21 protein-coding genes and 5 pseudogenes are annotated in these 25,897 nt (G+C 59.4%); 15 read left to right on the top strand and 11 right to left on the bottom strand.

All coding sequences use genetic code 11. The features are described 5' to 3' along the window. Window positions 1-178: 178 nt before the first annotated feature. The 4 genes from HAP41_RS04980 (at window position 179) to HAP41_RS04995 (ending at window position 2,888) form a co-directional block, all read left to right on the top strand. Window positions 179-394, top strand: coding sequence for a cold-shock protein (locus tag HAP41_RS04980; RefSeq protein WP_166104801.1), 216 nt, complete (start codon window positions 179-181; stop codon window positions 392-394). Between the two features lie 515 nt (window positions 395-909). After that, a complete protein-coding gene (locus HAP41_RS04985) occupies window positions 910-2,079 on the top strand; it encodes a type IV secretory system conjugative DNA transfer family protein (protein ID WP_166104798.1) in 1,170 nt (389 codons plus the stop codon). Between the two features lie 207 nt (window positions 2,080-2,286). After that, window positions 2,287-2,529: a hypothetical protein gene (locus tag HAP41_RS04990; protein WP_126262085.1), complete on the top strand. Its 243-nt coding sequence runs from the start codon at window positions 2,287-2,289 to the stop codon at window positions 2,527-2,529. A 14-nt stretch (window positions 2,530-2,543) separates the two neighbouring features. Next, window positions 2,544-2,888 carry a DUF3768 domain-containing protein gene (locus HAP41_RS04995; RefSeq protein ID WP_175618170.1) on the top strand — a complete coding sequence of 115 codons (345 nt, stop codon included), beginning with the start codon at window positions 2,544-2,546 and terminating at the stop codon, window positions 2,886-2,888. A gap of 187 nt (window positions 2,889-3,075) precedes the next feature. Here HAP41_RS04995 and HAP41_RS05000 read toward each other — a convergent pair whose 3' ends face one another. Beyond that, window positions 3,076-3,378 (bottom strand): hypothetical protein, encoded by a 303-nt coding sequence (locus tag HAP41_RS05000; protein ID WP_166104795.1) that lies wholly within the window; start codon window positions 3,376-3,378, stop codon window positions 3,076-3,078. Between the two features lie 116 nt (window positions 3,379-3,494). On the opposite strand from HAP41_RS05000, the pseudogene HAP41_RS05005 reads away from it, so the two are divergent. From HAP41_RS05005 to istB, 4 genes and pseudogenes are all read left to right on the top strand, one after another. After that, window positions 3,495-3,920, top strand: a pseudogene (locus HAP41_RS05005) (IS5 family transposase); the annotation flags it as partial. An 82-nt stretch (window positions 3,921-4,002) separates the two neighbouring features. Then, window positions 4,003-4,260 (top strand): annotated as a pseudogene (locus HAP41_RS05010) (transposase); the annotation flags it as partial. Between the two features lie 273 nt (window positions 4,261-4,533). Beyond that, a complete protein-coding gene (gene istA / locus HAP41_RS05015) occupies window positions 4,534-6,075 on the top strand; it encodes an IS21 family transposase (protein ID WP_166063394.1) in 1,542 nt (513 codons plus the stop codon). A gap of 16 nt (window positions 6,076-6,091) precedes the next feature. Further along, the gene (gene istB, locus HAP41_RS05020) at window positions 6,092-6,853 is read left to right on the top strand and encodes an IS21-like element helper ATPase IstB (protein WP_166063422.1); all 762 of its coding nucleotides are present in this window, start codon (window positions 6,092-6,094) and stop codon (window positions 6,851-6,853) included. Between the two features lie 84 nt (window positions 6,854-6,937). Here istB and HAP41_RS05025 read toward each other — a convergent pair whose 3' ends face one another. After that, window positions 6,938-8,245, bottom strand: a complete 1,308-nt coding sequence (locus HAP41_RS05025) for an IS110 family RNA-guided transposase (protein WP_166104792.1) — start codon at window positions 8,243-8,245, stop codon at window positions 6,938-6,940. Between the two features lie 222 nt (window positions 8,246-8,467). On the opposite strand from HAP41_RS05025, the pseudogene HAP41_RS05030 reads away from it, so the two are divergent. Then, window positions 8,468-9,312: pseudogene (locus tag HAP41_RS05030) on the top strand (IS3 family transposase); the annotation flags it as partial. Here HAP41_RS05030 and HAP41_RS05035 read toward each other — a convergent pair. Both HAP41_RS05035 and HAP41_RS05040 read right to left on the bottom strand, forming a co-directional pair. After that, window positions 9,282-11,351 (bottom strand): recombinase family protein, encoded by a 2,070-nt coding sequence (locus HAP41_RS05035; protein ID WP_166065785.1) that lies wholly within the window; start codon window positions 11,349-11,351, stop codon window positions 9,282-9,284. The pseudogene HAP41_RS05030 and the gene HAP41_RS05035 overlap by 31 nt on opposite strands. Continuing rightward, entirely contained in the window at window positions 11,341-11,511 is a 171-nt protein-coding gene (locus HAP41_RS05040; RefSeq protein ID WP_206706209.1) for a hypothetical protein, read from the bottom strand. The genes HAP41_RS05035 and HAP41_RS05040 overlap by 11 nt, the downstream gene beginning before the upstream one ends. A 725-nt stretch (window positions 11,512-12,236) precedes the next feature. Between HAP41_RS05040 and HAP41_RS05050 the strand changes: the two genes are divergently transcribed. The 5 genes and pseudogenes from HAP41_RS05050 (at window position 12,237) to HAP41_RS05070 (ending at window position 16,420) form a co-directional block, all read left to right on the top strand. After that, on the top strand, window positions 12,237-12,425 hold the full coding sequence (locus tag HAP41_RS05050; RefSeq protein WP_126262079.1) for a hypothetical protein: 189 nt from the start codon (window positions 12,237-12,239) through the stop codon (window positions 12,423-12,425). Window positions 12,426-13,433: 1,008 nt separating this feature from the next. Beyond that, window positions 13,434-13,856 (top strand): IS66-like element accessory protein TnpA, encoded by a 423-nt coding sequence (gene tnpA, locus HAP41_RS05055; protein ID WP_166055731.1) that lies wholly within the window; start codon window positions 13,434-13,436, stop codon window positions 13,854-13,856. Continuing rightward, complete coding sequence (tnpB, locus tag HAP41_RS05060) at window positions 13,850-14,203, top strand: IS66 family insertion sequence element accessory protein TnpB (RefSeq protein ID WP_166065968.1); 354 nt, start codon at window positions 13,850-13,852, stop codon at window positions 14,201-14,203. Before tnpA ends, tnpB begins: the two co-directional genes overlap by 7 nt. Window positions 14,204-14,254: 51 nt before the next feature. Continuing rightward, window positions 14,255-15,820: an IS66 family transposase gene (gene tnpC / locus HAP41_RS05065; protein WP_166055670.1), complete on the top strand. Its 1,566-nt coding sequence runs from the start codon at window positions 14,255-14,257 to the stop codon at window positions 15,818-15,820. Further along, window positions 15,817-16,420 (top strand): annotated as a pseudogene (locus HAP41_RS05070) (plasmid pRiA4b ORF-3 family protein). Before tnpC ends, HAP41_RS05070 begins: the two are co-directional and overlap by 4 nt. Before the next feature lie 39 nt (window positions 16,421-16,459). Here the strand turns inward: HAP41_RS05070 and HAP41_RS05075 are convergent. The 3 genes and pseudogenes from HAP41_RS05075 to HAP41_RS05085 all read right to left on the bottom strand — a co-directional run. Next, window positions 16,460-16,837: pseudogene (locus HAP41_RS05075) on the bottom strand (IS630 family transposase); the annotation flags it as partial. 237 nt (window positions 16,838-17,074) lie between these two features. Beyond that, window positions 17,075-17,794, bottom strand: coding sequence for a hypothetical protein (locus HAP41_RS05080; protein WP_166106206.1), 720 nt, complete (start codon window positions 17,792-17,794; stop codon window positions 17,075-17,077). Window positions 17,795-17,853: 59 nt separating this feature from the next. Then, entirely contained in the window at window positions 17,854-18,603 is a 750-nt protein-coding gene (locus HAP41_RS05085; protein ID WP_166104787.1) for a P-loop NTPase family protein, read from the bottom strand. A 1,250-nt stretch (window positions 18,604-19,853) separates the two neighbouring features. Between HAP41_RS05085 and HAP41_RS05090 the strand changes: the two genes are divergently transcribed. Beyond that, window positions 19,854-20,285 carry a hypothetical protein gene (locus HAP41_RS05090; RefSeq protein ID WP_166104784.1) on the top strand — a complete coding sequence of 144 codons (432 nt, stop codon included), beginning with the start codon at window positions 19,854-19,856 and terminating at the stop codon, window positions 20,283-20,285. Between the two features lie 1,886 nt (window positions 20,286-22,171). Here HAP41_RS05090 and HAP41_RS05095 read toward each other — a convergent pair. From HAP41_RS05095 to HAP41_RS05110, 4 genes are all read right to left on the bottom strand, one after another. After that, the gene (locus HAP41_RS05095; protein WP_224580962.1) at window positions 22,172-22,576 is read right to left on the bottom strand and encodes a tetratricopeptide repeat protein; all 405 of its coding nucleotides are present in this window, start codon (window positions 22,574-22,576) and stop codon (window positions 22,172-22,174) included. A 208-nt stretch (window positions 22,577-22,784) separates the two neighbouring features. Continuing rightward, on the bottom strand, window positions 22,785-24,902 hold the full coding sequence (gene sctV, locus HAP41_RS05100) for a type III secretion system export apparatus subunit SctV (RefSeq protein WP_166104774.1): 2,118 nt from the start codon (window positions 24,900-24,902) through the stop codon (window positions 22,785-22,787). A gap of 8 nt (window positions 24,903-24,910) precedes the next feature. Further along, window positions 24,911-25,336, bottom strand: a complete 426-nt coding sequence (gene sctY, locus HAP41_RS05105; protein WP_166106204.1) for a type III secretion apparatus assembly chaperone SctY — start codon at window positions 25,334-25,336, stop codon at window positions 24,911-24,913. A 2-nt stretch (window positions 25,337-25,338) separates the two neighbouring features. Beyond that, complete coding sequence (locus tag HAP41_RS05110) at window positions 25,339-25,875, bottom strand: hypothetical protein (protein ID WP_176396263.1); 537 nt, start codon at window positions 25,873-25,875, stop codon at window positions 25,339-25,341. Window positions 25,876-25,897: the final 22 nt, after the last annotated feature.

Consider the following 25,897-nt stretch of genomic DNA (forward strand, 5'->3'; position numbering starts at 1 on the left):
GGTCCGTCCCGCTGGTGCTGTGAGGCGGTATGAAACAGGATCTTCGACCGGCGACCGGATTCGGTCACGCTTGCTGCCGCCGCAGCTCCGAAGCAGCCGCGCAGGCACAGCTCGCGACTCGATATCGTCGCGTAAACGTCAATGTACGATCTTCCAATCTCGACAAGCTAGGGCAAAGATGCTGACTGGAACGGTAGTTTCGTACTGTGTTGAAAAGGGCTGGGGCTTCATAAGGCCTGATGATCGCAGCGGCGACGATTTGTTCGTGCACATGTCCGAACTACGCAACTGCATAGGTGCCGATCTGGTGCCGGGCACGCGCGTGACGTTCGATCTTCGCTTCAACAAGCGGCGCTCAAAGTACAGAGCTGCCGAGGTCAGGTTGATCGATTGAAGTGCCTAAGCAGGTGTTCAAGATTGTTCAAACAGAGCAAAGACCGCGAGTTCGGCCCTGGCAAGCGTTTATGCCGGGTGATGTAAACGCAGCAGACGTTTTCCGTTCGCAGCACTCGAGTATAAATCTGTCTACTCGGTGGAGCACAGATTTCACTCGGCTACTCACTGGAATGCATCAGAAATTCTTTTACGTTGGCTTCTGCAGGGAGATATGAGGGCCGCCGCCAAACGAACAACCTTCGTCACGTTGTGCCGGCCGCATGTCATTCCTCCCGGGCCACACTCTCTGCAATGATAGAAGTTTTCGAACCTGGATGATCGCCCTCCAATAATACTTCCTTACGGGACACAATTGTAAGACCAAACATCACCAAAATTCACAGGTTCGAGTGATATGCCAGGTCCTCAGTTGACAATGGCGCTTCGCAACATTCAGACAAAATCCATTACCGCTATTGGCGAATCCGTCGGCCTTGCCCAGGAGAACAAGAAACGAAACCATGCGTATCCAATATGGATGCCGATCGCACCACTCGCTTTGCGCGAGTCGATTTCCGCAATGACGATCGTGTCTTTGGCATTAAAGACGAAGATCGACTATTGCATATGTACGTGATTGGGAAGACCGGCACTGGCAAATCCACGCTGATCGAAACGATGGCCCTCCAGGATCTGGCGCGCGGAAACGGCTTTGCGCTCATTGATCCGCATGGCGATCTTGTTGCCCGCATCGCTTCGCGCATTTCGGCAGCGCATGCCGATAGGGTGGTGTACCTCGACGCAACCAACCCAAATCAGCCATACGGTTATAACCCTCTTCGTCACGTCAGCGGAGATCGTATTGCTCTCGCGGCTTCCGGCATGATGGATGTCTTTAAGAAGATGTGGCCGGACGCATGGGGCGTGCGTATGGAGCACATCTTACGGAATGTTCTGATGGCTCTCTTGGAGCAGCCTGACGCTACGCTCCATGACGTGCTGCGCATATTCTCCGACAATGAGTTTCGTAAAAGAACCGCCAAATCCCTCCGGAATGAGACCGTTCGGACGTTTCTACTCAATGAGTTCGAGCGATTCTCATTTGGCTACCGCGCGGACGGCACCGCGCCGATCCAGAACAAGGTCGGAGCGTTTCTGGCTGACCCGCGGCTCGATCGGATACTAACGGCCCCCGAAGAAGATTTGCACATCCGCCGGATCATGGACGAAGGCAAGGTTCTCTTGGTCAATCTGGCGAAGGGGCACCTTGGGGAAGATAGCTCGTCGCTCCTTGGCGGATTGCTTGTCACAACGATTGGCCTGGCCGCCTTTAGCCGGGCCGACACTCCACAAGACAAACGCCGAGACTTCTTCGTCTACGTCGATGAATTTCAGAGCTTTACCACAGTCGCGCTGGCGAACATGTTTTCCGAGCTTCGCAAATACCGCGTCGGCTTCACAGTGGCGCATCAGTATCTAAACCAGCTTGCCCCTGAGGTACGCCATGCAGTTCTCGGCAACGTCGGCTCTATCATCTCATTCCGTGTCGGCGTCGAAGATGCTCCATATCTCGTTCGAGAATTCCAGAGCCGGTTTTCGGAAATCGACCTCTTGAGGCTGCCAAACTACCGCATCTATCTCAAGCTTATGATCGATGGAACGCCATCGATACCTTTCAGCGCCGCTACGCTTGAGCCAATATAGAGACATTTGCCAAACTGGCATAATCCCGCGCCTACCCTCGCTTTTCTCCTGAAGTACGATCGCGCTCGGACATTGTTCTTTCCGGCGCCAATTCGGATGTCGGTAGCGAGACGGAGGATCGATCTGTTGCTGTTTTGAGGACGGTGCAGCTCCGCCTTGCTATCCGGCACCCGAATGGTTCGGGCTGACGGTAGTGAGGAGAAGAACATGTCCGCCATTGCTCTTTCGCGCAAGGCCGTAAAGCTCATGAAGCTCTGCGATCTCGAAGGCTTCCAAAGTCTCGACGATCTTCTGCAAACAGCTGCAGCTGACAGCGTGTGCCCAGCGATCTGCATGACAGAAGGATGCGACTACACAGCGGCGATGGAGCCCGACCAAGATCAGGGTTTTTGCGAGGCCTGCGGCGGCAACACCATCGCATCGGTTCTCGTTCTCGTCGGCCTGATTTAAGTCGGAGGGCGACGATGAGTGATATCGCCAACGCTCCTATGCGGCGTCGCATTCGAGTGCTCAACGACTTCTTTCGTGCGACCTTCATGGGCGGCAAAATTGTGATCACTGCGGGGGTTTCAGGTCTGCCGCTCGACGTGAAAGCTCGCGCGCTCATCGAGGTTCAGCGGTTCACAGACTTCAACGCAGGCAATGATCCGCACGACGAGCATGACTTCGGCAGCTTCGATCTGGCGGGAGAGACGTTCTTTTGGAAAATCGACTACTACGACGCGCTTTGTCAGTTTGGGTCGGAAGACCCAGCCGACCCGGAGAAGACCACGCGTGTTCTCACACTCATGCTTGCCCAGGAGTGTTGAGCAAAAGGATTTTCTTTGTTGCCCCGCAATTTGCGGGGCTTTTTTGCTCTAGAGGGCCGCCGCAGCTAACTTGGCCTTCCTGTCTTGCTTAGCGCCTTTTATGAGCGCATCGACGCGCGGGATCATCTCAGCTCGGTCCCTGATTTCGGGCGGCGCGCCCATAGCCCCGTCCGTATGCGAATGCCCCTCAATTTACGCCGACCGCCATTCCACGAAGAAACAGGGCGGCGAGGATCGCAGCGATGAGTCCCGCAAATACCGTGCGACACGCGCCATTCTCGTCGCAGATCGTGCTGGCGCGATGGCGACTAACGATCGTAACGATCGACTCGATGCCGATTACCGTCAAGATCATCTTCGGCCCAAAGCCGAGGCGGAGAACATCGGGGGGGCCGAACGTTCCCAATGGCAGCCCAAGGTCGAAAAACCCGAAGAAGGTCAGAATGATGAACTTGAACAGCGGGACCACGGACATGACACGGTTCAGCATCCGGGCGCTTGGAGTGTCCTACCGAAGGCTTCCTTAGTGTCCGACCGAAAAATAAGTTGAGTGATATCAGCGAGTTCTGATTCCATTGGTGTTGCGAAGCATCAAAGGGATCGAGAATGTGGACTGATATCACCCGGGCACAGTTTGCCCGAGAGGAGCTGCGTTTGCCAAGCGACTTGACGGATGCGGAATGGGGCGTGCTGGAGAGGTTGCTTCCTGTGCGGGCCAAGCGCGGGCGGCGCCCGAAATGGAGCTATCGCGACATCGTCGAGGCAGTGCTCTATCTGCTGCGCGGCGGGTTGCCGTGGCGCATGCTGCCGCCCACTCTGTTTCCACCAATGACCACGGTGCAGTACTATTTCTACCAATGGCGCGACAGCGGATTGTGGCAATCGATCAACCACGCACTCCTGATGCTCGCGCGCGAGGCGATCGGCCGGGAGGCTTCGCCGACGGCTGGCGTGATCGACAGCCAATCGGTCAAGACCACGGAAGGTGGCGGCCCTCGCGGCTACGACGCGGGAAAGAAGATCAAGGGTCAGAGCTGGCTCCGCAAATTTGAACAGGGCGATAAGTGGAATTTCTGCCTGACAACGGCGATAGTCGCCGTGAACAGGAGCCCCCATGAGCAGACGACCCCGCCGGAACCACTCACCGGCCTTCAAGGCGAAGGTTGCACTGGCCGCCGTCAAGGGCGATCGGACGATAGCCCAACTGGCCGAACATTTCGATGTTCACCCCAATCAGATCACGGCCTGGAAATCGCAGCTTGAGGGCAGCGCTTCCGAGGTTTTCGGATCTGGAAGTGTGACGCCCGCCGCGCCGGCCGTCGACGTGAAGTCGCTGCACGCCAAGATCGGCGAACTGACGCTGGAGAACGATTCCTGAGAAACGGCAGCACCGACTTTCGGCTCCAACGGCTGGAGAACAAAGCCGAATGCCTTGGCACGCCGATGCAAATTGTTGACTACTCGCGTTCGGTTGCATGTTTCGCGGGATCGTGAGCACGGATTTCAGGGGATCGTGAGCAGAGATTTCAGACGATCGTGAGCACGGATTTCGCGGGATCGTGAGCAGCTTTTCAGCAACTCAGCCCGCTTCGGCCGACAACTCAACCGGCTTAGGAACTGCCTCGTCAGTGAACGAGGAAGGCCGATGCCCACCCAGAGATTGTCGATGCGCCGGATCAAAGAGGTTCTCCGCTTAAAACATGTTCAAGGCTTGCCGGAGCGAGCCATCGCGCGCACCTTGGGCATCAGCAACGGCGCCGTGCACAGCTATCTACGCCGAGCCGGGGCTGCCGGGCTGAAGTGGCCGTTGCCGGCCGGAATGAGCGACGAGGACCTGGAGCTGCTGCTTTTCCCGGCGCCGAGGCCTGCGTCGCAGAGCCCCCAGCGGGCCGTTCCCGACTGGGGCTATGTCGACAAGGAGCTGCGCCGACGCAACGTGACCCGTCGGCTGCTGTGGGACGAGTATCGCGCCACCCATCCCGATGGCTTCGGCTACACCTGGTTCTGCACGACGTACGAGGCCTGGAAGGGGCGAGCCCGGCCTTCGATGCGGCAGACGCATCTGGGCGGCGAGAAGGTTTTCGTGGATTTCGCCGGCGACACCATCGACGTCATCGATCCCTCAAACGGGGAAGTGCAGTCGATGAAGCTGTTCGTCGCGGCGATGGGCGCCTCCAACTATACCTATGCCGAGGCCTGTCCAAGCGAGGGGCTCGCCGACTGGATCCGGGTCCACATCAATCTTTTCGCCTTCCTCGGCGGCGTGCCGACATTCGTAGTCTGCGACAATCTCAAGGCCGCCGTCACCAATCCCGACCGCCACGATCCCGGCCTCAACCGAACCTATGCCGAGATGGCGAGCCATTACGGCACGGCCATTCTCGCAGCCCGGCCGCGGCGCCCAAAAGATAAGGCAAAGGTCGAAGTTGCGGTGCAAGTCGCCCAGCGATGGATTCTGGCGCGGCTGCGCAACCAACGCTTCTTTTCGTTGGCGGAGCTGAACGCAGCCATCAAAACACTCGTCGTCGAACTCAATGCAAGGCAGATGCGCGACTTTGGCGCCAGTCGCGCCGAACTGTTCGCCGAGCTCGACAAGCCCAAGCTTACAAAGCTGCCGGACCAGGCTTACGCTTTCGCACGCTGGAAGCGATGCCGGATCGGCCCCGACTATCATATCGAGATCGATGGACACTGGTATTCCGCGCCGTATCGGCTCATCCGTGAGCTTGTCGACGCACGCATCGATGACAGAACGGTCGAGATCTTCCACAACGGCCGCAGGATCGCCAGCCACGCCCGCGCGCCCAACCGGCGGGGCCACACCACCATCGCCGACCATATGCCCAGCGCCCATCGGCGCTACGGTCAATGGACGCCCGCCGGAGTGATCGTCGCCGGCGAGCGGATCGGTCCGTCGACCGCCGCCTTCTTCCAGGCCGTGATCGCGGCCCGGCCGCATCCCGAGCAAGGCTTTCGCACCTGCCTCGGCATTCTGTCACTGGTCAAAAGCTACAGCGCGGAGCGCGTCGAAGCGGCCTGCCGGCGCGGCATTCTGATCAAGGCGCGATCCGTCGCCTCGATCCGCTCCATCCTCCAGAACGGTCTGGATCGTACCTTTCTCGACGAGCCCTCCGAACACCAACCCCTGCGCCACGGCAACATCCGCGGCCGCGATTATTTTCACTGAAGCCAAGGAGACCTGTATGCTCAACCATCCCACCCACGAACGCCTGATCGAGCTCGGCTTGAGCGGCATGGCCAAGGCCTTCGAGGAGCAGCGACGATCGCCTGATCTCGAAGCCTTGCCGTTCGAAGATCGCATCGGCCTGCTGGTCGACCGGGAAGCGGCGGAACGCGACACCAGGCGGCTCACCACGCGCCTCAAGCTGGCCTCGCTCCGCCAGAATGCCTGCGTGGAGGACGTCGATTTGCGCACGCCGCGGGGTATCGACCGGGCCGTCTTCGCCAAGCTCGCCAGCGGCGACTGGATCGATCGCCACGAGAATTTGCTCATAACCGGGGCGACCGGATTGGGCAAAAGTTGGTTAGCCTGTGCCCTCGGCCACAAGGCCTGCCGAGATAATCGCTCGGTCCTCTATCACCGCGTCCCAAGATTGTTCGAAGCGTTGGGGCTCGCGCGGGGCGATGGACGTTATGCCCGCTTGCTCAAAACCCTTGGCCGCGCCCAGGTTCTGATTTTGGATGATTGGGGATTGTCGGTGCTCACCGCTGCCGAGCGGCGCGATCTACTGGAAATCCTTGACGATCGCCATGGCCGCTCCTCCACCATCGTAACCAGCCAACTCCCTGTGGACACATGGCACGAAGTTATCGGAGATCCCACGCTAGGCGACGCGATTCTGGATCGCCTCGTCCACAACGCTCACCGCCTCCAGCTTGCTGGCGAAAGCATGCGAAAACGCAACGCCAAAACCATCACCCTTGACGAGCAGCCAGAACGCTGACCCTATCACCGCCTCGGCCGGAGCGAGGCTGCTCACGATCGTCTGAATTCGGCGCTCATGATCGCGCGAAATCGCTGCTCACGATCACTGAAATATGCACGTTCGGTAACGCGTCTCGTAGGACGAGGCCCCCGGATCGACATAGTCCATTCCGTATCGCACAGCATTGTAGAACAGAACTGCGATCTTGCGGGCCGTGCCGGTCACGGCCTTGGCCTTGCCGATGCGCGCTGAGAGCCGTCTATAAAAGGCGCCGAGCGCGGTGTCCGTACGACCCACGGTCACGGCAGCAAGGCGCAGAAGTGCCGCCGCCCGGCCGCCGGATCGGCGCGTTCGGGACGAGAGCATTTTGCCGCCGGAGACCTTGTTACTCGGCGCCAGTCCCAGCCAGGAGGTAAAATGCTTTGCACTTGGCCACGAGGAGAGGTCGTCGCCGCATTCAGCGATCAGCTTCAGCGAGAGGTAAGGACCGAGGCCGTCGATCGTGGTGATGTCCTTTCCGAGCAACGCGAACAGCGCCTCGCGGACGTCGAAAGCTGGAGCGTTCGCCTGATCGGTTCGGTTCCGACGCCGCGAGGCCCGCGGCGCTGATCCATGGCCATGACCGCGATGGATGCTCAGTTCCTTCAACACGGCTTCGATCCGGGCGTCGCAGGCAAATGCCTTCTCGTGGTAGGCGTCGTAAAGCGCAAGTGCTTGCTCGAGCGCAAACAGATGCTCGGCGCGATAGCTTCCGGTGAGCGCCTTCGCGATCGTCTCGGCGCTGGAGTGGCAACTGTAATGGCGCAAGCACGCCAGCGCCTCCGGATCGCGCTCGCCTGCAAGGATCGCGCGTATGATACGCAGGCCGGTCGCGCCGGTGATGTCGGCGACAACGTGGTGCAGCTGAAGATTCATCTCCGTCAAGGCCTTCTGCATATGCTGGATGTGTGAGGCCGCGTACTCCAGCAGACGCTCGCGCTGACGCACGTAGGCTCGCAGCTCGGCAATCTTCCCTTTGGGCCGAAAGCTGGCCCGCAGCAACCCGAATGAATGGAGCCGCTGCAGCCATTGCGCATCGCTGACATCGGTCTTGCGCCCCGGCACCTGCTTGGCATCGCGCGCGTTGACAAGAAACACGGTAAATCCCCGGGCATCGAGAAGCTCGAAAATCGGAATCCAGTAGACGCTGGTCGATTCCATGACGACGGTCTCGACGCCGCATTCAGTAAACCAGTCGACCAGCCGATGCAGATCGGCCGTGAAGGTACCGAAGCTGCGGACTGGCTCCGGTGCGCGATCTGCCCTCACAGCAGCCATGTGCATAGTCGCTCCGACGTCGATGGCACCCGCGTTCGGGTGCACCATCGGCATCTTACCACCGTTCCTCGACTTCGATCTTTTGGGGTTCATATCCAATCCTCCTGCTGACGCCGGCGGAAGGGCTGGGCTGCGCTATTGGTCAGATTCCTAAACGGGATCGCCGGATGGCGTCACCACTCTCAAGTGCGCAACAACCCATGGACCAGGTTTTTTAACGGGGTCACGTGCCACCAAAATCGTATCGGCCGCTCCCTTCCGGTCGGCAATCTAGCCCGTTTCTATCCCACAGGGGGAGCGCAGCGCCGCGCATAGTTTTTTAGAAGGCGCGCTCACCAAGGCGGGATTGCTGAGCGCAAAGCGATGATCGACCGCGAGCACGATTTGTCGATCACCAGGCAAGCGGAAGTCTTGCAGATCAGCCGTGGCAGCGTCTATTACCTGCCGCGCCCGGTGTCGGATGCCGATCTCGCGATCATGCGGCGTCTCGATCGGCTGCATCTGGAGTATCCTTTCGCCGGTTCGCGGATGTTGAGAGGCCTGCTGGCTGCCGATGGGTGCAAGGTCGGCCGCCGGCATGTCAAAACGCTGATGCGGCGGATGGGGATAGAAGCGCTCTATCGCCGTCCCCGGACCACGAAGACGGAGCCCGGCCACAAGATCTATCCGTACCTGCTGCGCGGCATGGAGATCACGCGTCCGAACCAGGTCTGGGCGATGGACATCACTTACATCCCGATGCGCGCGGCTTCGTGTACCTCGCTGTCGTGCTCGATTGGGCTACCCGACGAGTATTGTCGTGGCGGTTGTCGATCACGATGGAAGCGGCCTTCTGCGTCGAGACCCTGGAGGATGCCTTGGCGCGGCACGGCCGGCCTGACGTCTTCAATACCGACCAGGGTTCGCAGTTCACCGGTGCGGCCTTCACCGCCGTGCTCGCCGGCCACGGCATCGCCATCAGCATGGACGGCAAAGGGGCTTGGCGGGACAACGTGTTCGTCGAGCGGCTGTGGCGCAGCGTCAAGTACGAGGAGGTGTATCTGCGGGCGTACGAGACCGTCAGCGAGGCGCGCGACTCGATTGGCCGATATCTCGACTTCTACAACCGCGCATCAGAACACCCATCTGTCTATGTTGTTGAAGAGAAGAGACTTTGCTGATTGGGATGCGATCCCGTGGGGTATCTTGGGTTCTGTCGCGCTCGTTCGGCGATAGATTGAGCGGCAGTTGTTATCAGCGAGGCGCGGGCGAAGATCCACGGGCCGTCCGACAGCGGATGGAAGGCTTCGATTTCGCCGGCTTCAGCGGCCAGCCGGAGCGTCTTGGGCGCGATCTTCAGGAGCTTTGCGGCGTTGCTAAGGTTGAGCCAGGGTTCGATCCCGTCATCGGCGGGCTTGAATACCGGGAGGTGGTAGCTCGAGCGCATTGATGTGACGCGCTCGCGGGTCCAGCGATTGCCGTTGCCCGTCTTGAGGCCGTTGCGGTTGAGGAGGCCGGCAATCAGATCGTCGCTGGCGATCAGCACCAGTTGACGCACGGCTTGGATAATATCGGCGGAAGTGCTGTTGCGCTGTCCGCGCCGGCGCTTGGGCAAGCGCAACTCGCTGTGAGCGCCACCCACCCAGTGGACGATGAGAACGATCTCGGACGCCGCGTCGTCTATATCGGCCACGACCTCATGGACGAGGGTGCGTACAATGCGCTTCTTGAGACGAGCATCCGTCGTCGGCGCATCCCAGACCGTTTTGAGGTTCGAGGCCAGTACGCCGAGCGAAGCTGGATCAGCAATGGGTGCGGGCGTCGCCGCATCATGCATGGCGATCTTGCCCTCGACCTCCGCCGCGTGAGCGAGTGCCCTGTTCCAGCGCGCTTCCAGCTCACTCGCCACCAACCGGTTCGCGGGGTCAGCGGCATCGTATTGCCGGAAAGCCCGGTCGGCGGCATAGCGCGCCGCTTCCAGATCGCGACTGAGCGCATCGCGCACCTGATCCCGCCGTTCCCTGGCTCCTTCGGCGGCAGCGGTTGCAGCGGCGATAGCGCCCGGACCGACGACGCCAAGCAGTGCGTCCTCGATTGCATCATCGACACGCAATCCGCCGAAGGCGATGCAGTGGGCCCCGCCATTGTCCATCCAGGCGCGGCTGCAGCTGTAGCGCGGGATATGGTTTTCCATGCCGGAGTACCGGAGTGTGAGCTTGCGGCCGCAGCGCTTGCACCGGATCAGACCGGCCAGCAGCGCGTCCCCATGCTTGGGTGCGCCGTGATGCCGACCGGTGGGAACGTTGCTGCTGACCATGGTGCGGATCGCCTCGAACCTCTCCCAGCTCACATACCCGTCGTGGGTGTTGGGCATCAGCGCCAGCCATTCGTTCCGCGTCTTGCGGCGGATCTTCACGCTCACGCCCCCGGCGCTGTATCCCGCCGCCACAGCCGTCTTACCATAGGCATAGGCGCCGCCGTAGACCGGGTTCTCAATGATCCGGTGGATGGCGGAGTAACTCGGTCGCCGCCAGGCTGTGTCGCCGTTGGACTGCTTCACTGGTAGATCGAGATTGTACTCGTGGAGCCAGCAGAGCGCCTGTCGCGCGCTGCCCAGTTCCTCGACCTTGTCGAACACCAGCTTGATCGCTTCCTGGACACGCCGATCCGGATCTTTCTCATAACGGTCGCCGGCCTTCACGAAACCGACGGGCGCCGCCACAACCAACTCGCCCCGGCGCGCCTTCTCGTAGCGGGCCGAGAGCGAGCGTTGGCGCAACAAATCCAGTTCGTACTCGTTGAGGCTGCCCTTGAGCCCGAGTAGCAGGCGATCGTTGCCGTGCCTCGGTGCATAGATCGTCTCCTGATCGACCAGAACGGTATCGACCACGCGGCACATCTCGATGAGTTGCTGCCAATCCCGGCTGTTGCGGGCGAAGCGCGAGACCTCGCGGGCGCAAACCGCACCAACCTTACCGAGGCAAACCTCCGCTACCATTCGCTCGAAACCGGCGCGTTGCACGCCGCCGGCGGCTGAACGACCGAGATCATCATCGATCACTTCGATCTCTGACCACCCGAGTGCCGTCAGCCGGTCCCGCATGGCGTATTGCAATGCGCTGCTCTCGCGATTGTGCAACACCTGATGTGCTGAGGATTGGCGCACGTAAAGAATCGCCTTACGCTCCAGATGATGAGGCCTGACCTTGTCAGAGATCATGATCGACCCCCTTCGCGGGCGGCGTCGCTGTCATCGCAGCATGGTCGAGGATCAACTGCGTCATCAGGCTTGTGAGGGCCGCCCGGGCTTCCGCCGGCAACTCCGGCCATGCTGGCGCGCGGATGGCGCCGTTCGGCAGGCCGCTCCCGAACAGATCCATCTGTTGCTGCGGCCGCGGTTGTCGATTGTGTCGGTATCCGCTCCCTGGCATTGCCGTCTGCCGTGACATGGGTCTCTCCCCGATTCTGGTCGTGAGAGGCTCTGGATGCGCTAGAAAGCAGGGCAGCTGATGGCGTTCGATCCATCAACACCAGATCGAGAAGCGCAGAAAGCGCTGCAAGTGCGGTTATGCTGACAAATGGCCGAGCTGCCAAAAGCTCCGCCTCAGGGCATGCCGTCCGGTCGAACATCCATGCTGGAACCTCCAGCCAACGATCTGCTTGCGATCCATCCAGTGTGCAGCGGAAGGCGACATCGCCAGCCTTGTCGACGGCCCCATGAACGCAAACTCGGCAACCAAACCAAGGATGATATCGATAAAGAACCACGCGAAGAGCGGTCCTGTGGGCGTTCTCAAACCTCGTTGTACAATGAAGATCGCCCGCATGGGGCAATCGGCAACAGACCGCCGATTTTACTGCACAACCGCGATGGCGCCACCAGCCCGCCATCGTGAAAGAAGCGCAAAACTCTAGTTCTGGGTGGTCCAAACTTCGGTCTCGCTGCATATCAACCCCGAGACTCTAACCGCGCTGTATGAAATTTCGGCGGCAGGTCAAGCGCAATTAAAGAAGAATGCGGCCTCTAAGAGGCCGCATTCTCTGTGGTAAGCACTTGGGAGCGTGAGCGTACGGCGGCGCAAGCTGAGGCGAGAGGAGGATTTCGATGTTCGAGGCTAAAAACTACCGCGTGTGTTGCCACCACTTCGTCACCCCGACCGACCGCGCTGTCTACCCGGCGCAGGAGCCCTTACTGACCTACTCTGAAGCCCTCCGGCACGTGCAGGCTGAGCGGGCCAAGGGCTACATGGTGGCCTGGGTCATTGATCGCGCCGGAGCAGGCGCCACCAAATGAGGTTGGTGGTTTAAGGCATCGGTCCGACATTGATTGACCGCTAGACACTGTACGGCGCTTGCCGACATCAATGTTTCGATGCGTCCTCGGCCGTCGATCTTCTCGATGACCGCGAGCGGATTGAAATGAAGGAGATCGCCAATGATAAATGCAGGGCAGATTACAATGTTTGTGTGCAGCGAACTTGCCAGAGATAGTCAATCGGAGGGGTGGCCATCCGCACAGCAGAATCAAAAACTCAATGCTGTGGCATCTGGCGTTGCTTCATCCCGAAGCTCGATGAAATCCACATACCGGAAGGTTGGCTCCGCGACTTAAGCGCTAACCGATGCCTACTACTCCACTCTGCTTGAGCTGACCCGCTGGATCGCCCCGCCTCACCACTGCGACCGCGGAGACAAACGCGGAGCCTTGCTCGCCATCGAGATGGCCTTCTCGGCTCTTACGCTATAGCTACCGCTCGCCAAAAACTCGTCCAGCAGGTGATGTTTGATCGTTGCGGCCTCCCGCTATCCCTGTGAAGCAAGCCAGAGAATGCGCTCCGCGATCTCCAGTGCAGAGAGCTGCTTCTGCCCAATGAACGTGGGGCTAGCAAGTACTTCATCAAGGACGTTGCGGAGCATCTGCACCGTAGCGATGTGTAGGCCATCTGCGAATATCCATCTCGACAAATCACTAAACAAACGCGCTGTTGCTCAATCCGAGCAGCAGCAATTTGTCGGACCGAACTTTATCGCATGCATTGATTGCAGATTTATGACGACAAAAGCGATGGCTGCATCAAATATGACCGCCGGTGGTCTTGCTCAACACCGCAGCATCCAGCGCGCCCGCCCCCTCCTTCGGCAGTTCCCGCCAACTCGATTTGGCAGCCTGGCCGGAGCGACGCGACTTGTAATGGTAGGTCGTCCGGTCGAACTGTAAGCGTAGCGCCGAGGCCCGTCTGATTGTTTGTGCGGAGTCTTGAGAGCACCGTTAGAAGAGTCATCTTCTGGAAGGGTGCTCACAATGGACGACCATTCTGACGACATAAGACGACCGTTGTCACCGCGTATTGAAGTGTTCGCTGGCGCAGGTCGAAAGCGCTGGCCGGATGATTTGAAGGCGCAGATTGCGGCGGAAAGCCTCGAACCGGGGGCGGTTGTAACAGACGTCGCTCGTCGCCATGGCTGCCGGCCCCAGCAGGTGCATGATTGGCGGCGCCGGGCGCGTTTGGGCCAGTTGGTATTGCCGGCGTCGGCGGACACGCTGTCGTTCGTGCCGGTGGTGTCGGAATTAGCGTTGCCTGCGGCCGCAGAGCCCTCCGGTTCGCCGGAAGCAGCCATTGTTACGGTTGAGTTCCAGGGCGCGCGCGTGGAGGTGCGCGGGGCGCCTGGCCTTGCTGCGTTGAGCGATGTGTTCATTGCGCTGCGACGGACACGTTCATGCTGACGATGCCGGCGAGCCTCATGATCTACGTGGCGACGCAACCTGTGGACTTCAGGAAGGGTGCAGAGGGCTTGGCGCTGCTGGCGAAGGATACGCTGGGCCATGACCCGATGAAGGGCGTGGCGGTGGTGTTCCGTGCGAAGCGCGCCGATCGGGTGAAGATCGTCGTCTGGGATGGCAGCGGCCTTGTGATGTACTGGAAGCGGCTCGATGGCAGCGGCTTCAAATGGCCACCCATCGTGGCCGGTGTGATGCGGATGAATGGGGCCCAGCTGTCAGCACTGCTGGCCGGCATGGATTGGACGCGCATGCACGCGCCTCGGATCCCGCAGCCGAAAGCGCTTGCGTAAAAATGCAAATCATCGCTGCATCGTGACGCGAAGCATGGCAAGCTCGGGCCAATGAGTGATTTGCCTGATGAGCTACCGAGCGATCCAGCCGAGTTGCGTGCCTTTGCCGCGGCTCTGCTGGATCGCTGCGCCCGGCTCGAGCGGTTGCTCAAGCTTGCGAAAGATGCGCAGTTCGGTCGGTCCTCGGAAAAGCTGGACGCTGATCAGCTGCAGCTTGTTCTGGAGGATATCGATCAGGCCGTTGCGGCTCTCGAAGCCGCCGAGAATCGTGCCAATCCCAAAACAGGCGAGAAGAGAGCTGCCGCGCGCAGAGCCAACCGTGGTCAGCTGCCGGAGCATTTGCCGCGCGTCATCGAGACTATGATGCCGGCCGAGAGCTGCTGCCCGTCTTGTAAGGGCAACCTCTTCGAGATTGGTCAGGATGAGAGCCAGAGGCTCGACGTCGTTCCGGCGCAGTATCGCGTCATCATCACCCGCCGTCCCAAGCTGGCCTGCCGCGCCTGTCATGGCGTCGTCCTGCAGCACGCGGCTCCCGAGCGATTGATCAGGGGAGGATTGCCCACCGAGCGGCTGGTCGCGCATGTGATCGATGCCAAGTATCACTGGCATTTGCCGCTTTACCGCCAGGCGCAGATGCTGGCGACGCACGGAATAGCGCTGGATCGTTCCACGCTCGCCTTCTGGGTCGGCTATGCCGCCCAGGAATTGAAGCCCGTGTGGCATCGTCTGCGCCAGCTTCTGCTCGCCTCCTCGAAGCTCTGTGTCGATGAGACCCCGGCGCCGGTGCTGGATCCGGGGCGCGGCAGAACAAAAACCGGCTACTTCTGGGCGCTGTCACGCGATGACAGGCCTTGGGCCGGACCTGATCCGCCTGGGGTAGTCTATGCCTATGCACCGGGCCGCGGCGCCGTTCATGGCTTGCGGCTGCTGGAGGGCTATCGCGGCATCATCCACTGCGACGGCTATCAGGCTTACAAGACCATGACCCGAGAGACGCGTGCGGACGCCCTGTCCGGGACGCTCGCCTTCTGCTGGTCGCATCTGCGGCGCCAGTTTGTGAAGATCGAGCGGGAGGCTGCGCCTGCGCCAGCTCCGGTTGCCCGCGAGGCTCTTGAGCGCATCGCCCAGCTTTACGCGGTCGAGAAGGCCCTCCGCGGCCGATCTGCGGACGAGCGCCGTGCTGGCCGACAAGCGCATACCCGGCCTCTGGTTGCAGCCTTGAAGCAGTGGTTTGAGGCCAAGCTCGATCACCTTGCGCAGAAGAGCGACACGGCGAAGGCTTTGCGCTATGCACTACGTCATTGGGACGGCCTGACGCTCTATCTTGATGATGGGCGCATCGAAATGGACACGAATGCTGTCGAGCGTGCGATGCGACCGATCAAGCTCAACGCCAAGAACTCTCTTTTTGCCGGTTGCGACGAAGGCGCCGGGAATTGGGCATTGCTGGCTTCGCTCATTGAGACCTGTAAGCTCAATGGCGTCAGTGCCGAGCACTGGCTCGCTGACGTTCTCGCCAAGCTCGTCAATGGTTGGCCTGCAGCGCGACTGGACGAACTGCTTCCCTGGGCGTCGACCTATACGATGCATACACGCGATCCGAGGCTGGCGGCATGAGCCTGAACACGACCGCGGTCCGGATCAAGGTGACCCTCAAGGATGTGAAGCCGGAGGTGATGCGTCGCCTTGTCGTACCCGTCACCCTGCGCCTTGATCGGCTGCATCTGACGCTTCAGGAGGCATTCGGCTGGACGAACAGTCACCTCTTCGAGTTCTTTGCTGGTGAGGCACATTGGGGGATTCCCGACCCCGACAATGATTACGGTCACCAGCCCATGGATGCCCGCAAAGCGCGGCTGTGCGATATCGTTCGCGAGACCGGCGCCAAGACGATCCACTATCTCTATGACTTCGGCGACAGCTGGGACCATGTGATCAAGCTCGAAAAATGGTTCGAGAACACCACGACGGAGGGGCTTCCCTTCCTGCTCGAGGCCGCCGGTCGTTGTCCTCCGGAAGACGTCGGCGGTGCGCCAGGCTATGCCGAATACCTCGCCGCCATCAGCGACCCCCGCCCATCCCGAGCACGGACACATGCGCCTCTGGGGCCCGGAGCGGTTCGATCCCAACGTCGTCGACCGGAAGGCACTCGAAGCCGCCGTCAACGCGTTGTCCGACACAAGGAAGCCGCGGCGACGCGCCACGCGAACAAAATAGGCGTCAAGCGCCATTCAAAAGGGCCGCAGAGCTACGCTTACGTTCGATCGGGTTGAGGTCGGGCGAGTATGGCGGCAGGTACCAGAGCCTGGCGCCAGCAGCCTGGATCATCTGCCTGACAGCTTTCGACTTGTGGCTTCCGAGCTTGTCGAGAATGACGATGTCCCCTTCGCGCAGGGTTGGCAGGAGAAGGTGCTTCACATAAGCGCAGAAGCATTCGCCGTTGACCGGGCCGTCGAAGACGCAGGGTGCCGTGAGTTGGTCATGGCGGAGCGCGCCGAGGAATGTGAGGGTACGCCAGTGACCGTGCGGGGCGAAGCCGCGCAGGCGTGCGCCCTTGGGGCCCTAGCCCCGCAAAGGGGCCATGTTGGTCTTGATCCAAGTCTCATCGATGAAGACGAGCCGGCCCGGATCAAGTCCGGCCTAGCTGTGAAGCACCACTTGATGGAAGAGCCGTCGATACGTCTGGCTCCTCGCAACGTCAGCTGGTCACTGATCTTTCCGAGAGCCGGCGTGTCCGGATCGGCCGTTCGGCGTAAGCGCTGCCGCGGACGATCACGATAAAACGGAGTGCTCTCGACTCGGCGATCCCGGCAATGAATCTGGTAGTTGCATACGTTCATCTCTAATCGAAATGGACGGCGAGACAGAACCTCACGTGGCCCTTGTGCTCCTTAGGCTCGCGATGTTCGTCGCCCGAGATCGATAGGGGCCCCGCAGGATCATACTGGATTCCAGATCGCGAAACATAGTGTAATTTCCGCGGATCCACTGATGTAGTTCGGTAGACCAGTCCTTCTCGTTGCGCAGATACCCGGTGAATGAGAAGCTAAGTCGGTCGATATATCTCTTGAGAAACGGCGGCAGCGCGGCAATCCGAAGTACCCGCTCGCCATCCATCGCTCCAGGTAATTCTCCGCGGAGCACAAATTCATTGTGCACAGTGACTAGCGCCGGCGTCGGAATCCTTTGCCGCAGCATTTCATAACTTCGCATGGAGATGCGGTCAGTGCCAGCGACGAACAAGATGATAGGGGCGACATAGCAGCGCGCCGTCTCTTTGATGAAGCCAATCTCCTCGCACATCTTGAAGAACTCGTCGAAGGCATGAAAGCCGAGGTCGATCACCTTGGCTACCCGATCGTGGATGATCAGTGGGTCCATCAGCTGCATCTTGCCGTAAGTATCAATCACATCTGCGGTCTCCGTGATGTTGGGAAGGTAATCGAGCAATGACGGCTCCTTCAGATTGACATCAAACGACAACGCGGTGCCATGTTTCAGCAGCAAGAACTCGCTTACGAGGCGAGCGATGAGGGTTTTGCCGACCTGCGGGCTAGGAGAGCAGATGATGTAGAGTGGGGTCGCTAACATAGCCAGCAGATCAATGTTGTTTGGTACGTGGCTCAACCCGGAGCGCGCCGAGAATCGGATTACTTCTCGCCAGCCTGGGTGGCTGACCTGGCGCCGGCCAGCTCCGTCAAGTTGATACGGTCAAATTCCCTCCAGACATTTGCCAGCCAGTGCCGGACATAACCGCGCAGCACGAAGGAGTTGTTCGCTGGCTCATCGTTCCGCCCCTTGTTTGCGACGAAGTCCACGAATGGGACGGAAGCGACTTCGACCTGCTCATAGGCCATCTCGTTGAGTTTCGGTATGGTCAACTCGGTCGCATGCTTGATGCGGTGAAAATAGGAGTTGTAGGTCGATTGGTCCCACTGAAAGAACTGAGTGTCGTTGATGAAGTTCTTGACCAGATAGTACTTTGCGCCGCTCATGAAGGTCGCGGTCTCAGCGATCTCGTCCAGAGAAGCGATGGATGATCCCAAGATATGGAATACGGCAAAGGTGATCTGGCCGGACCGCGCCGAATCCAAAAAGCCGATGTCGCGCAAGGAGGCCAGTGCTGAGGACAATAAGCCGGCGCGAGCATCGATGACGGTGACGGATAGCCCTGCATTTAGGGTATCGAAAATCTTCATCTGGTCCGCGGTGGTCGTCATATCGACGATCTCGGTGATCTCGGGATAGAAGCGCTTCAGCGTTCCCCGCGGCGACTCCGTGTCGAATGCGCGTGTTTGCACCTTATTGACGCTGAAGTAGTCCAGAAGCGTTCGTGATACGGTCGTCTTTCCGACTCCTCCCTTGTCCGCACCCACCACAATCACAACTGGCTTCACCATGAAAATCTCCTGAGACACTCGCTGTTGCCGCGCGCGAAGTACTCGCTCGGCGAGCCTCTGCTTTGGACGCGAACATGGCAGAAAGAAGGGGCAATGGCATCTTTGATGCGGGAGCCGCGCAACTGATGAATATTCTGCAACAGCGAGCGGCAGAGGCCACTTGATTGCAGTGAGAATGTAGGTCGAGAACAGCAACTAATCACTCGTGATCGTACTCCACGAGAGGTTTGCGAGTAGCTGAAGGGAAGTTCTCGAGGAAACAACTGTGCGCGGGTGGTGATCATCGCGATTACCATTAGCTACTTGATGCTGCCGATTCTCGATCAGCATGAAATGACGGGAATCGCACGTGGCGTCAGATTCAAGCGTTGATCGAACTGATCGAGGCGGTGCTATGAGGTGGGCTTGCGTCGAGGCTGCGGAGCAGGACCGAACGCTGCCCAGAAAACTTTGATGAAAGTCGTCCTCTGACTGCAGCTCGGCAGATTGGCAGTCGTTGCAAGGTGTGCCGTTCCGCAATTCGCAGGACTTCCCTAAGACGCGCCTTGTGGTTTTTCCTCATCCACCAAGTTGACAGGAACATGTCGCGATGCAGAGTAGGGCTAGGTCAGACGCATCCGCCGAACAGGCCGGCGCCGCCGCCTGCCGCAGCTTCAGCGATGACTGTTTCGGCGGATGTTATCCGGTCGGTGCCAGCCTTTCTTCGCGGGCCTGGACAGGAGGGCATCGGCCGAGCCACCTCAGCCGGGCTGGTCCGCAAGCCGCTGCTTGGGGGCTCGGCCCATTCCCCTGTGGGCTTCTCGGCCCAGTTGCCGTTCGTTAGCAGAGCTGGCGTCGCCGGCACGATGTGCGCAGCTCGACCCAGATGAATATTTGTCAGTGAGAGGCTTCATGGAGCTCAGCATCAAGCTGACTTTGGATTGTATGGTGTGCAGAGCCGCTCAGGCGGTGCGCGCCATCGAGTGGAGGGCACCAGGAGCGGCGCCTCGCACCTCGGTCGCCACGGAGCTCCATACTCAATGGCGATCGCCTTTCGTTACATCGGGGCCAAGTTCCGTCGCGGCCAAGGAAGCCGACACAGCGGGAGCCGCACACCGTTCGCAAGCAGCCGAGCAAAGCTGGACCGATTGCTCGACGGCTCTCGATGGGCGCACTGCGTGGTCAAGTGACTGCAAAACAAAACGCGGAGTTTACCTTCTTGGCAGCGCGCTCAACCGTGAGAACGTCACGAACACGACATTGCAGGTGAAATGGACGTGAACTCGGCAGCAACTGAGCAAGCATGGCGACTTGCGGCGCACGGCGGATCGCAGGGCAATGAGAGCGACGGTTTAGCTTTTCAGGCTCGCTGTGAGATTGATTTGGATGCGGATCTGTGCAAAGAGCCTATGAGGCTGCGCCGTCCAATAAAGCTGTCCGGCTCAGGCCGTCGTGCACGGCTGCTCGATTGCTGCGCGGTGCCATGGGTCGTGGCCGATGGCTCCATCCACCTCTCTCTACACCGCGATTGGCTTGGCAACGTTTCTCATCACAGCGAGACGGGAGCTGGCAAACATCTCTCTATCGTACACTCCGCCGAAATAATCCAGGACGAAGGTTCTAGAATGATTCAGATTGTCGGTAACGCGCCTGATGAGGTTGTCGAGAATTGCGGCGACTTCGCCAATGCGGTCGCTGTATGAGCGCGAATAACGTCAACGGCGTTCATTGAGTGAACCGCCTCGTCGGCAATCACTTTCTCTGAGCCAATAATGGAACGTGTCGTTTCCAAGTCCATCATAGAACGACTTTTCGGCAGCATAGGCGGGGCAAGTGCACATCTCATCAAATGCGATCATAACCATCAAGGAGAATTCGTCATTCAGGTGTGCACCGATCGGATCAAAATCATGCGATCGAGTGTCTCGATAGCGCGCGTAGCGCGTTTTCGGATCCGTTAGCGACAAGTTCAATGATGCGGATGAATCCATCGGTGTGACGTTCTTCGTCGGCGCCCAGCTTGAAAAAACGCCTCAGCGTCATCGGTAATGTCCAGATTTCGGACCTGTAATTCTTGCCTCTGATGCGTGGCGTCATATTCTGTGTACAGATCAGGCCACAATTTGTTCCAACGTGCGCGTACAACCGATGGTTCGGCGGTGAGCATTGTAGACCATGGAACAATTCGTCTGGATTCCAGTTTCGGCGAACCGGCATGATCATCCGAGTGCTCCTGTCGTGGGCGGTGCGAGCGTCCCGGCGTACGCATGGTCTATAGTCCGAAAACCCGCAAAGCCTACTTACTACACGCAGAATGCGGGCGTCGCCTCCTTGTTCTGGCGGGGTGCAACGTCAGGCTGCGGATCTTCGCAACTTGAGCAGTGTGGAGGTGCCTTCAGTGAAGCGTCAGGCCGCGGCGTCAAATGGCATGCCGTTCCTGGTGTGGTTTGAACTCCATGCCGCCACCGGGTCCATTCCCGCGCGGGATGCTTGGTGTCAGTGATCAAAGAGTACCTCGAATTGTATCAGAGTCGAGTCGGACCAGTGCGAGAATCCATCTTGCTGACCACCTGAGTTGTCTCATCGTGAGCGGTGCGATCTACATGAAGTCGTATCTATCATCGTACGGCTCCTGCGCGGGAGTCGCTGAGTTCTGGGGCCGCCCAGCATCACTGCCGGCTCTGTCTTCAGTTGCGGCAAGATACAAGGGTGGTCTGCCCTCTCGCTGCCATTGTCCATCTTCGCTCTTCTTACACCTGTCCGCGCGCTTGGTAGGTTCAAGCACCATCATCGAATCGCTTACCTCAACGAAGCCCAATGCTCAGGCGCGAGCTTTCGCTTCCGGGTTGATCGAGTGAGACAGGACGGGCGGTTCGTCGCCATCGAGCCGAAGCTGATGTTCCAGCAGAATATCGCCTGCGTTATCGACGAACTCGGAAATCTATCCTTGACGTGATTTCATCTCGTCTAGGGAACTTCTCCCGCCACGCGTTGTCGCCTTTGAAGAGCTCGCTCATGAGGCCTCCGGGCTCGGTTCGAAGAAGTCCAACGCTTTTGTTGCCCAGCTGATAGCTGAAATATCGCGCCTGTTCCGATCCGGCTTTCCTGCCGAAGCGAAACGCGATATCCGCCGTGCGTTGGGCTTTTTGGGAGATTGGATCTGAGTACCGCTGCGGATGCGTAGCGATATGCCCGATATCGTCGCCATAAAACTCCTCTAACTAGCTCGTTCTCGAAGGTGGACTTTGAGATCTCAACCACCGGGGCTCGGAACCGAGAAAGTACGGCCGGCTTCCCGTCGAAGATGAGCCAGCGTGCTGACCAGACGAGCCTAGCCGCATTTCCGAAAACATGTCTGCGAAGCTTCGGCTATCCTCAGTGCGGTTTCCCAGTTCATCTGCCTCGGAAATGCTTGCGGGGTAGGCGATGGAAGAGTCACTAATGCGATTATACATGGCGAGTTGCATTCCTCTCGGCGACGTTGCTTGGCGGAGCTTGTCTCTTCAGTCTCCGCGCGACTCATAGGCAACATTTGCTGTCGGCAAGCTGACCGGCAGGCAGCATCGGCGCTTCGCTGCTGTTCGCCAACTCATCTCGAGCGGGCCAACGCCTGCCGGCCGTCCGTTAGCGGCCGTGGGTCTGTGTTCCCGCTCTCCGTCTTGCTTTCAAGTGCGAGCGAGAGTTTGAGGTTGTTACGCAACATCGCATTTGCGGGAGCTGTTTCAAGAGCTTGGCGGTATAGCGCTTGTGCCTCGCGATGGCGGCCCTCGTGGTCGAGCACAACACCCTTGGCATTCAGCGCGCGCAGGTCGCCAGGTACGACCAGTAAGAGCGCGTCGAGCACCTCAAGCGCATCATCTGGGGATCTGCGTCCCAGCAGGGCCCGAGCAAGAGGAATCGCCGCATCGACGTTGTCCGGTTGTTGCCTCAACGTGTCGCGTAAAGTCTGCTCGTCAGCATTCCGATCGATGGCGCGAACAATGCGCTCACGCATGGCAGGATCAATCTCCACGGCGCCTGCTGGATCTGATGTGGATGTCTGCTGCGGGGAGAGCGCCGACCGCTCCGAGCCGGCACAAGCTGATAGCAGCAATATGGCGAGAAGAGCTGGGCACGAGCCCGGACCAAAGGAGCACAAGCGCCGCCCGACGCTGATCGCATATGGAGTCATGGGCCATCTCGGGATAAGCGGCTGCGTTCTGTTAAGTCGGCGCGGTAAGAAGCCCGCCACGCTCCGAGGAAGCGGCCTTATCCTTGGCAGCCGGAAGCTTGACGGACCCAATCGGCTGGACGGTGAAATCCGAAGCGAGGTCCTGATAGGACAGAACGGGCAAATCGATTCCGTTGCGGGTGAGAAAGCCTCGTACAAAACGACGGATATCCATCGAACCGAGAATAATGGGTTGGCTCTGACTTCGAGCGATGGTCGAATGGATCTGACGGAATTGTGCAAGCAGCTTCTCGCTCTGCCAATCGTCCAAAACGAGGTATGGACCGACAGCGGTTTCGCGCACCGCGCCGCGGACAATATCCTCGGTCTCGCGCTCGATGATAAAGGCGGCCACAACCCGATGGGCATTGGCATAGCGAAAACAGATCTGCCGTTTCAAGGTGGCACGAACATATTCGGTGAGCAGGACCGCATTTTGCTCGCGTTCACTCCATTCTGCCAGGGCTTCCAGCAGTAGGCGGGTGTTGCGAATTGGAATGCCCTCATCGAGTAGGCGGCGCAGGACCTCGGCGATCCGAGGAACGGTGGTCGTACGCAGCACTTCCTTGACCAGATCAGCGTATTCCTGCTCCATTCGGCCAAGCAATTGGCGGGTTTCTTGAATGCCTACCAAGCGCTGTGCATAGCGTGTCAATGTGAAGTGGAGACGCAAGGCAAGAATTTCGCTCGGACGATGATATCCGATTCCCGCGGCTTTGAGGGCGGCCGCATGACCTTCTTCGATCCAGACCCGATTCGTCTCCGGCTCTTGTCGAAAGGGGATGCCGCTCAATTCGATGTTCGCCACATCGTCGTTGAGCGCGAGTTGCGTCGGATCGATTACATCCCGTTCCACCGGCACGCTGTCGACATCTACCCTGAACTGCGACTTGGACAGATGCTGATCGACCTGAGCCGGGATACGCGGGACCGTTATGCCAAGATCCGCCGATACCAGCGTCGAAACGCGCGCGATGCACTGTTCCAGCTCGTTCTTGTCGATTAAATACGTCAGGTCCGGCGCGAGGAATAGCGCGATCGGAAGTGCCTCCGCATGAACAGCTTGTTCCTGGGTCTGTGCTAGAGCCCGAGCGGAAGCGGCGGCATCTGCACTTGTCTTACCTGCCGTCTTGTCGCTTTTCGCCCCAACCCTGACATAGCTCGCTGCAGCGAAGAGCCCAGCTAGAATGACGAACGGCGGCAAAGGGAAGCCGGGAACGAGTCCCATCAAGAGCAAGACGCAAGCGGCTAAGCGAAGGGCTTGTGTGCTTGCCGTGAGTTGGTTGACAATATCGGCACCAAGTCTGAGCTTGGAAGGCCCGTTCACACGCGTGACGATGGTTGCGGCCGTGATCGACAGCAGCAGCGCCGGGATCTGCGAGATGAGCGCATCCCCTATTGTCAGCAGCGTATATTGGTGCAGCGCCTCATCGAGCGACATACCCTTGGACAGCAGGCCGATACTGATCCCACCCAGCATGTTGATGCAGATGACGATCAGGCCAGCGATCGCGTCGCCCTTGACAAACTTCATGGCACCATCCATGGCGCCATGAAGTTGGCTCTCTTGCTCCAGTGCCGCGCGCCGGCGACGCGCTTCGTGTTGATCGATATGGTTATTGCGCAGCTCCGCGTCTATCGCCATCTGTTTGCCCGGCAGCGCGTCGAGCGTGAAGCGCGCAGAAACCTCTGCGACGCGCTCGGCGCCTTTCGCAAGAACCATGAACTGCACCATGGTCACGATCAGGAATATGACGACTCCGACAGCGATATTCCCTGATATTACGAAGTCGCCAAAGGTGTGGATAATGCTGCCTGCGTCACCCTCCGCAAGAATAAGCCGCGTGGTTGCGATGGTCAGCGAGAGACGAAATACCGTCGAGATAAGGATGACGCCCGGCAACGAGGAAAAATCAAGCGCTGTGCTGAGATAGAGGGCAACCATCAGCAGCAATATGGCAAAGCCAAGATTGAAGCCGATCAGCATGTCAATCACGATGATCGGGATCGGCATGATCATCATGCCGATCGCCAGAAGCAGCATCAACGCGACCATAAAATCCGGATGAGCCGGCGCGCGCAGGATGAATTTACGCAAGGCGTTGGCCATGAAGGTCCCTATTTCTGTTTGATGAGAGCGGTGCTGCCGCGCAATGACACATAGCGTCGGAAGACATCGCGGGCCTCGGTCATGCGGCCTGCCTCCCGCAGCGCTTGACTGCGCAGGAGCGTCAAAGGCACGCGTGAAGACGGGTGAGCATCAACGGCGTCCAGCTGATCGAGCACCTCAAGTGCTTCGTCACCAAGGCCCTCCGAGATGAGGGTGTAGGCCAGAATTCGGAGCAGATCGACATCCTGGGAATGTTCGCGGGCTGCGATTCGTAGCAGGGCCAGACTTTGTGCGCTCTGCCCGCACGCGAGGTGGACATAGGAGAGGGCGCAGAGCAGGTCACGCTCCGGCCCGGAGATCAGCAGGATATCGCCGGACTTGGAAACGTCCGGGGCCGAGGTGCGCACATCCTGCACTCGATCCGATTCGATCATGGCTAGCCCTTGATCAAGCTGTTCTGATTTTGCCGGAGCAGAAGGAACCGCCGCAGTTCTTGCTGCAGGATCGCCAAGCATTCGCCGGCCGTCTTGTCGTCTGGCGTTGATTCCAGCGTTTGCGTTAAGCGCTCCAGAAGAGCACCATGCCTGTCTGCGCGCAGCACGTCCGGATGACGCAGGCGTGGAATGACGAAGGAGAGCAGGCCTTGTGACAGATTGTGGCCATAAAGTGACGCAAGTACAGCGCGGGGGTCGATTTCATTTGCGCCAGCAGCCCTCTCGAAGAGAGTGACGCGCGAGATTGCATCGATCGGGCCGACCTCGAGCGCGGCTTCGCTCGCAGGATCAATTGTCAGATCCTGAGCGGATGCGTCTCGCCACGACGCCTGTTTCGTGGCGCCATCTGCATGAGCGCCCTCGACTTCGATGTGGTCGGCTTTCGGGGGGGGCGGGCCGTTGACCGATGCATGCTCCCCCGCGTCATACCCCTGCGACAAGGGGCCGGACCCTACAGGGTGCTGGGGCAGTCGGGCCATAGGCTTCTCCTTTCTTCCTGCA

The sequence above is a fragment of the Bradyrhizobium barranii subsp. apii genome (genome assembly GCF_011516635.5).
Classification (GTDB): Bacteria; Pseudomonadota; Alphaproteobacteria; order Rhizobiales; family Xanthobacteraceae; genus Bradyrhizobium; species Bradyrhizobium barranii.

What these genes read in the sequence shown, in the direction of transcription:
- HAP41_RS05095 (WP_224580962.1), bottom strand. Translation starts at nt 22,576, where the DNA reads ATGCGTGAGCGCATTGTTCGCGCCATCGATCGGAATGCTGACGAGCAG.
- HAP41_RS04985 (WP_166104798.1), top strand. Translation starts at nt 910, where the DNA reads ATGGATGCCGATCGCACCACTCGCTTTGCGCGAGTCGATTTCCGCAAT.
- HAP41_RS04995 (WP_175618170.1), top strand. Translation starts at nt 2,544, where the DNA reads ATGAGTGATATCGCCAACGCTCCTATGCGGCGTCGCATTCGAGTGCTC.
- istB (WP_166063422.1), top strand. Translation starts at nt 6,092, where the DNA reads ATGCTCAACCATCCCACCCACGAACGCCTGATCGAGCTCGGCTTGAGC.
- HAP41_RS05080 (WP_166106206.1), bottom strand. Translation starts at nt 17,794, where the DNA reads ATGTTAGCGACCCCACTCTACATCATCTGCTCTCCTAGCCCGCAGGTC.
- tnpA (WP_166055731.1), top strand. Translation starts at nt 13,434, where the DNA reads ATGGACGACCATTCTGACGACATAAGACGACCGTTGTCACCGCGTATT.
- HAP41_RS05025 (WP_166104792.1), bottom strand. Translation starts at nt 8,245, where the DNA reads ATGAACCCCAAAAGATCGAAGTCGAGGAACGGTGGTAAGATGCCGATG.
- istA (WP_166063394.1), top strand. Translation starts at nt 4,534, where the DNA reads ATGCCCACCCAGAGATTGTCGATGCGCCGGATCAAAGAGGTTCTCCGC.
- HAP41_RS04980 (WP_166104801.1), top strand. Translation starts at nt 179, where the DNA reads ATGCTGACTGGAACGGTAGTTTCGTACTGTGTTGAAAAGGGCTGGGGC.
- HAP41_RS05110 (WP_176396263.1), bottom strand. Translation starts at nt 25,875, where the DNA reads ATGGCCCGACTGCCCCAGCACCCTGTAGGGTCCGGCCCCTTGTCGCAG.
- HAP41_RS04990 (WP_126262085.1), top strand. Translation starts at nt 2,287, where the DNA reads ATGTCCGCCATTGCTCTTTCGCGCAAGGCCGTAAAGCTCATGAAGCTC.
- HAP41_RS05040 (WP_206706209.1), bottom strand. Translation starts at nt 11,511, where the DNA reads ATGGATCTGTTCGGGAGCGGCCTGCCGAACGGCGCCATCCGCGCGCCA.
- HAP41_RS05050 (WP_126262079.1), top strand. Translation starts at nt 12,237, where the DNA reads ATGTTCGAGGCTAAAAACTACCGCGTGTGTTGCCACCACTTCGTCACC.
- HAP41_RS05035 (WP_166065785.1), bottom strand. Translation starts at nt 11,351, where the DNA reads ATGATCTCTGACAAGGTCAGGCCTCATCATCTGGAGCGTAAGGCGATT.
- HAP41_RS05090 (WP_166104784.1), top strand. Translation starts at nt 19,854, where the DNA reads ATGGACGTGAACTCGGCAGCAACTGAGCAAGCATGGCGACTTGCGGCG.
- tnpC (WP_166055670.1), top strand. Translation starts at nt 14,255, where the DNA reads ATGAGTGATTTGCCTGATGAGCTACCGAGCGATCCAGCCGAGTTGCGT.
- sctV (WP_166104774.1), bottom strand. Translation starts at nt 24,902, where the DNA reads ATGGCCAACGCCTTGCGTAAATTCATCCTGCGCGCGCCGGCTCATCCG.
- sctY (WP_166106204.1), bottom strand. Translation starts at nt 25,336, where the DNA reads ATGATCGAATCGGATCGAGTGCAGGATGTGCGCACCTCGGCCCCGGAC.
- HAP41_RS05000 (WP_166104795.1), bottom strand. Translation starts at nt 3,378, where the DNA reads ATGCTGAACCGTGTCATGTCCGTGGTCCCGCTGTTCAAGTTCATCATT.
- HAP41_RS05085 (WP_166104787.1), bottom strand. Translation starts at nt 18,603, where the DNA reads ATGGTGAAGCCAGTTGTGATTGTGGTGGGTGCGGACAAGGGAGGAGTC.
- tnpB (WP_166065968.1), top strand. Translation starts at nt 13,850, where the DNA reads ATGCTGACGATGCCGGCGAGCCTCATGATCTACGTGGCGACGCAACCT.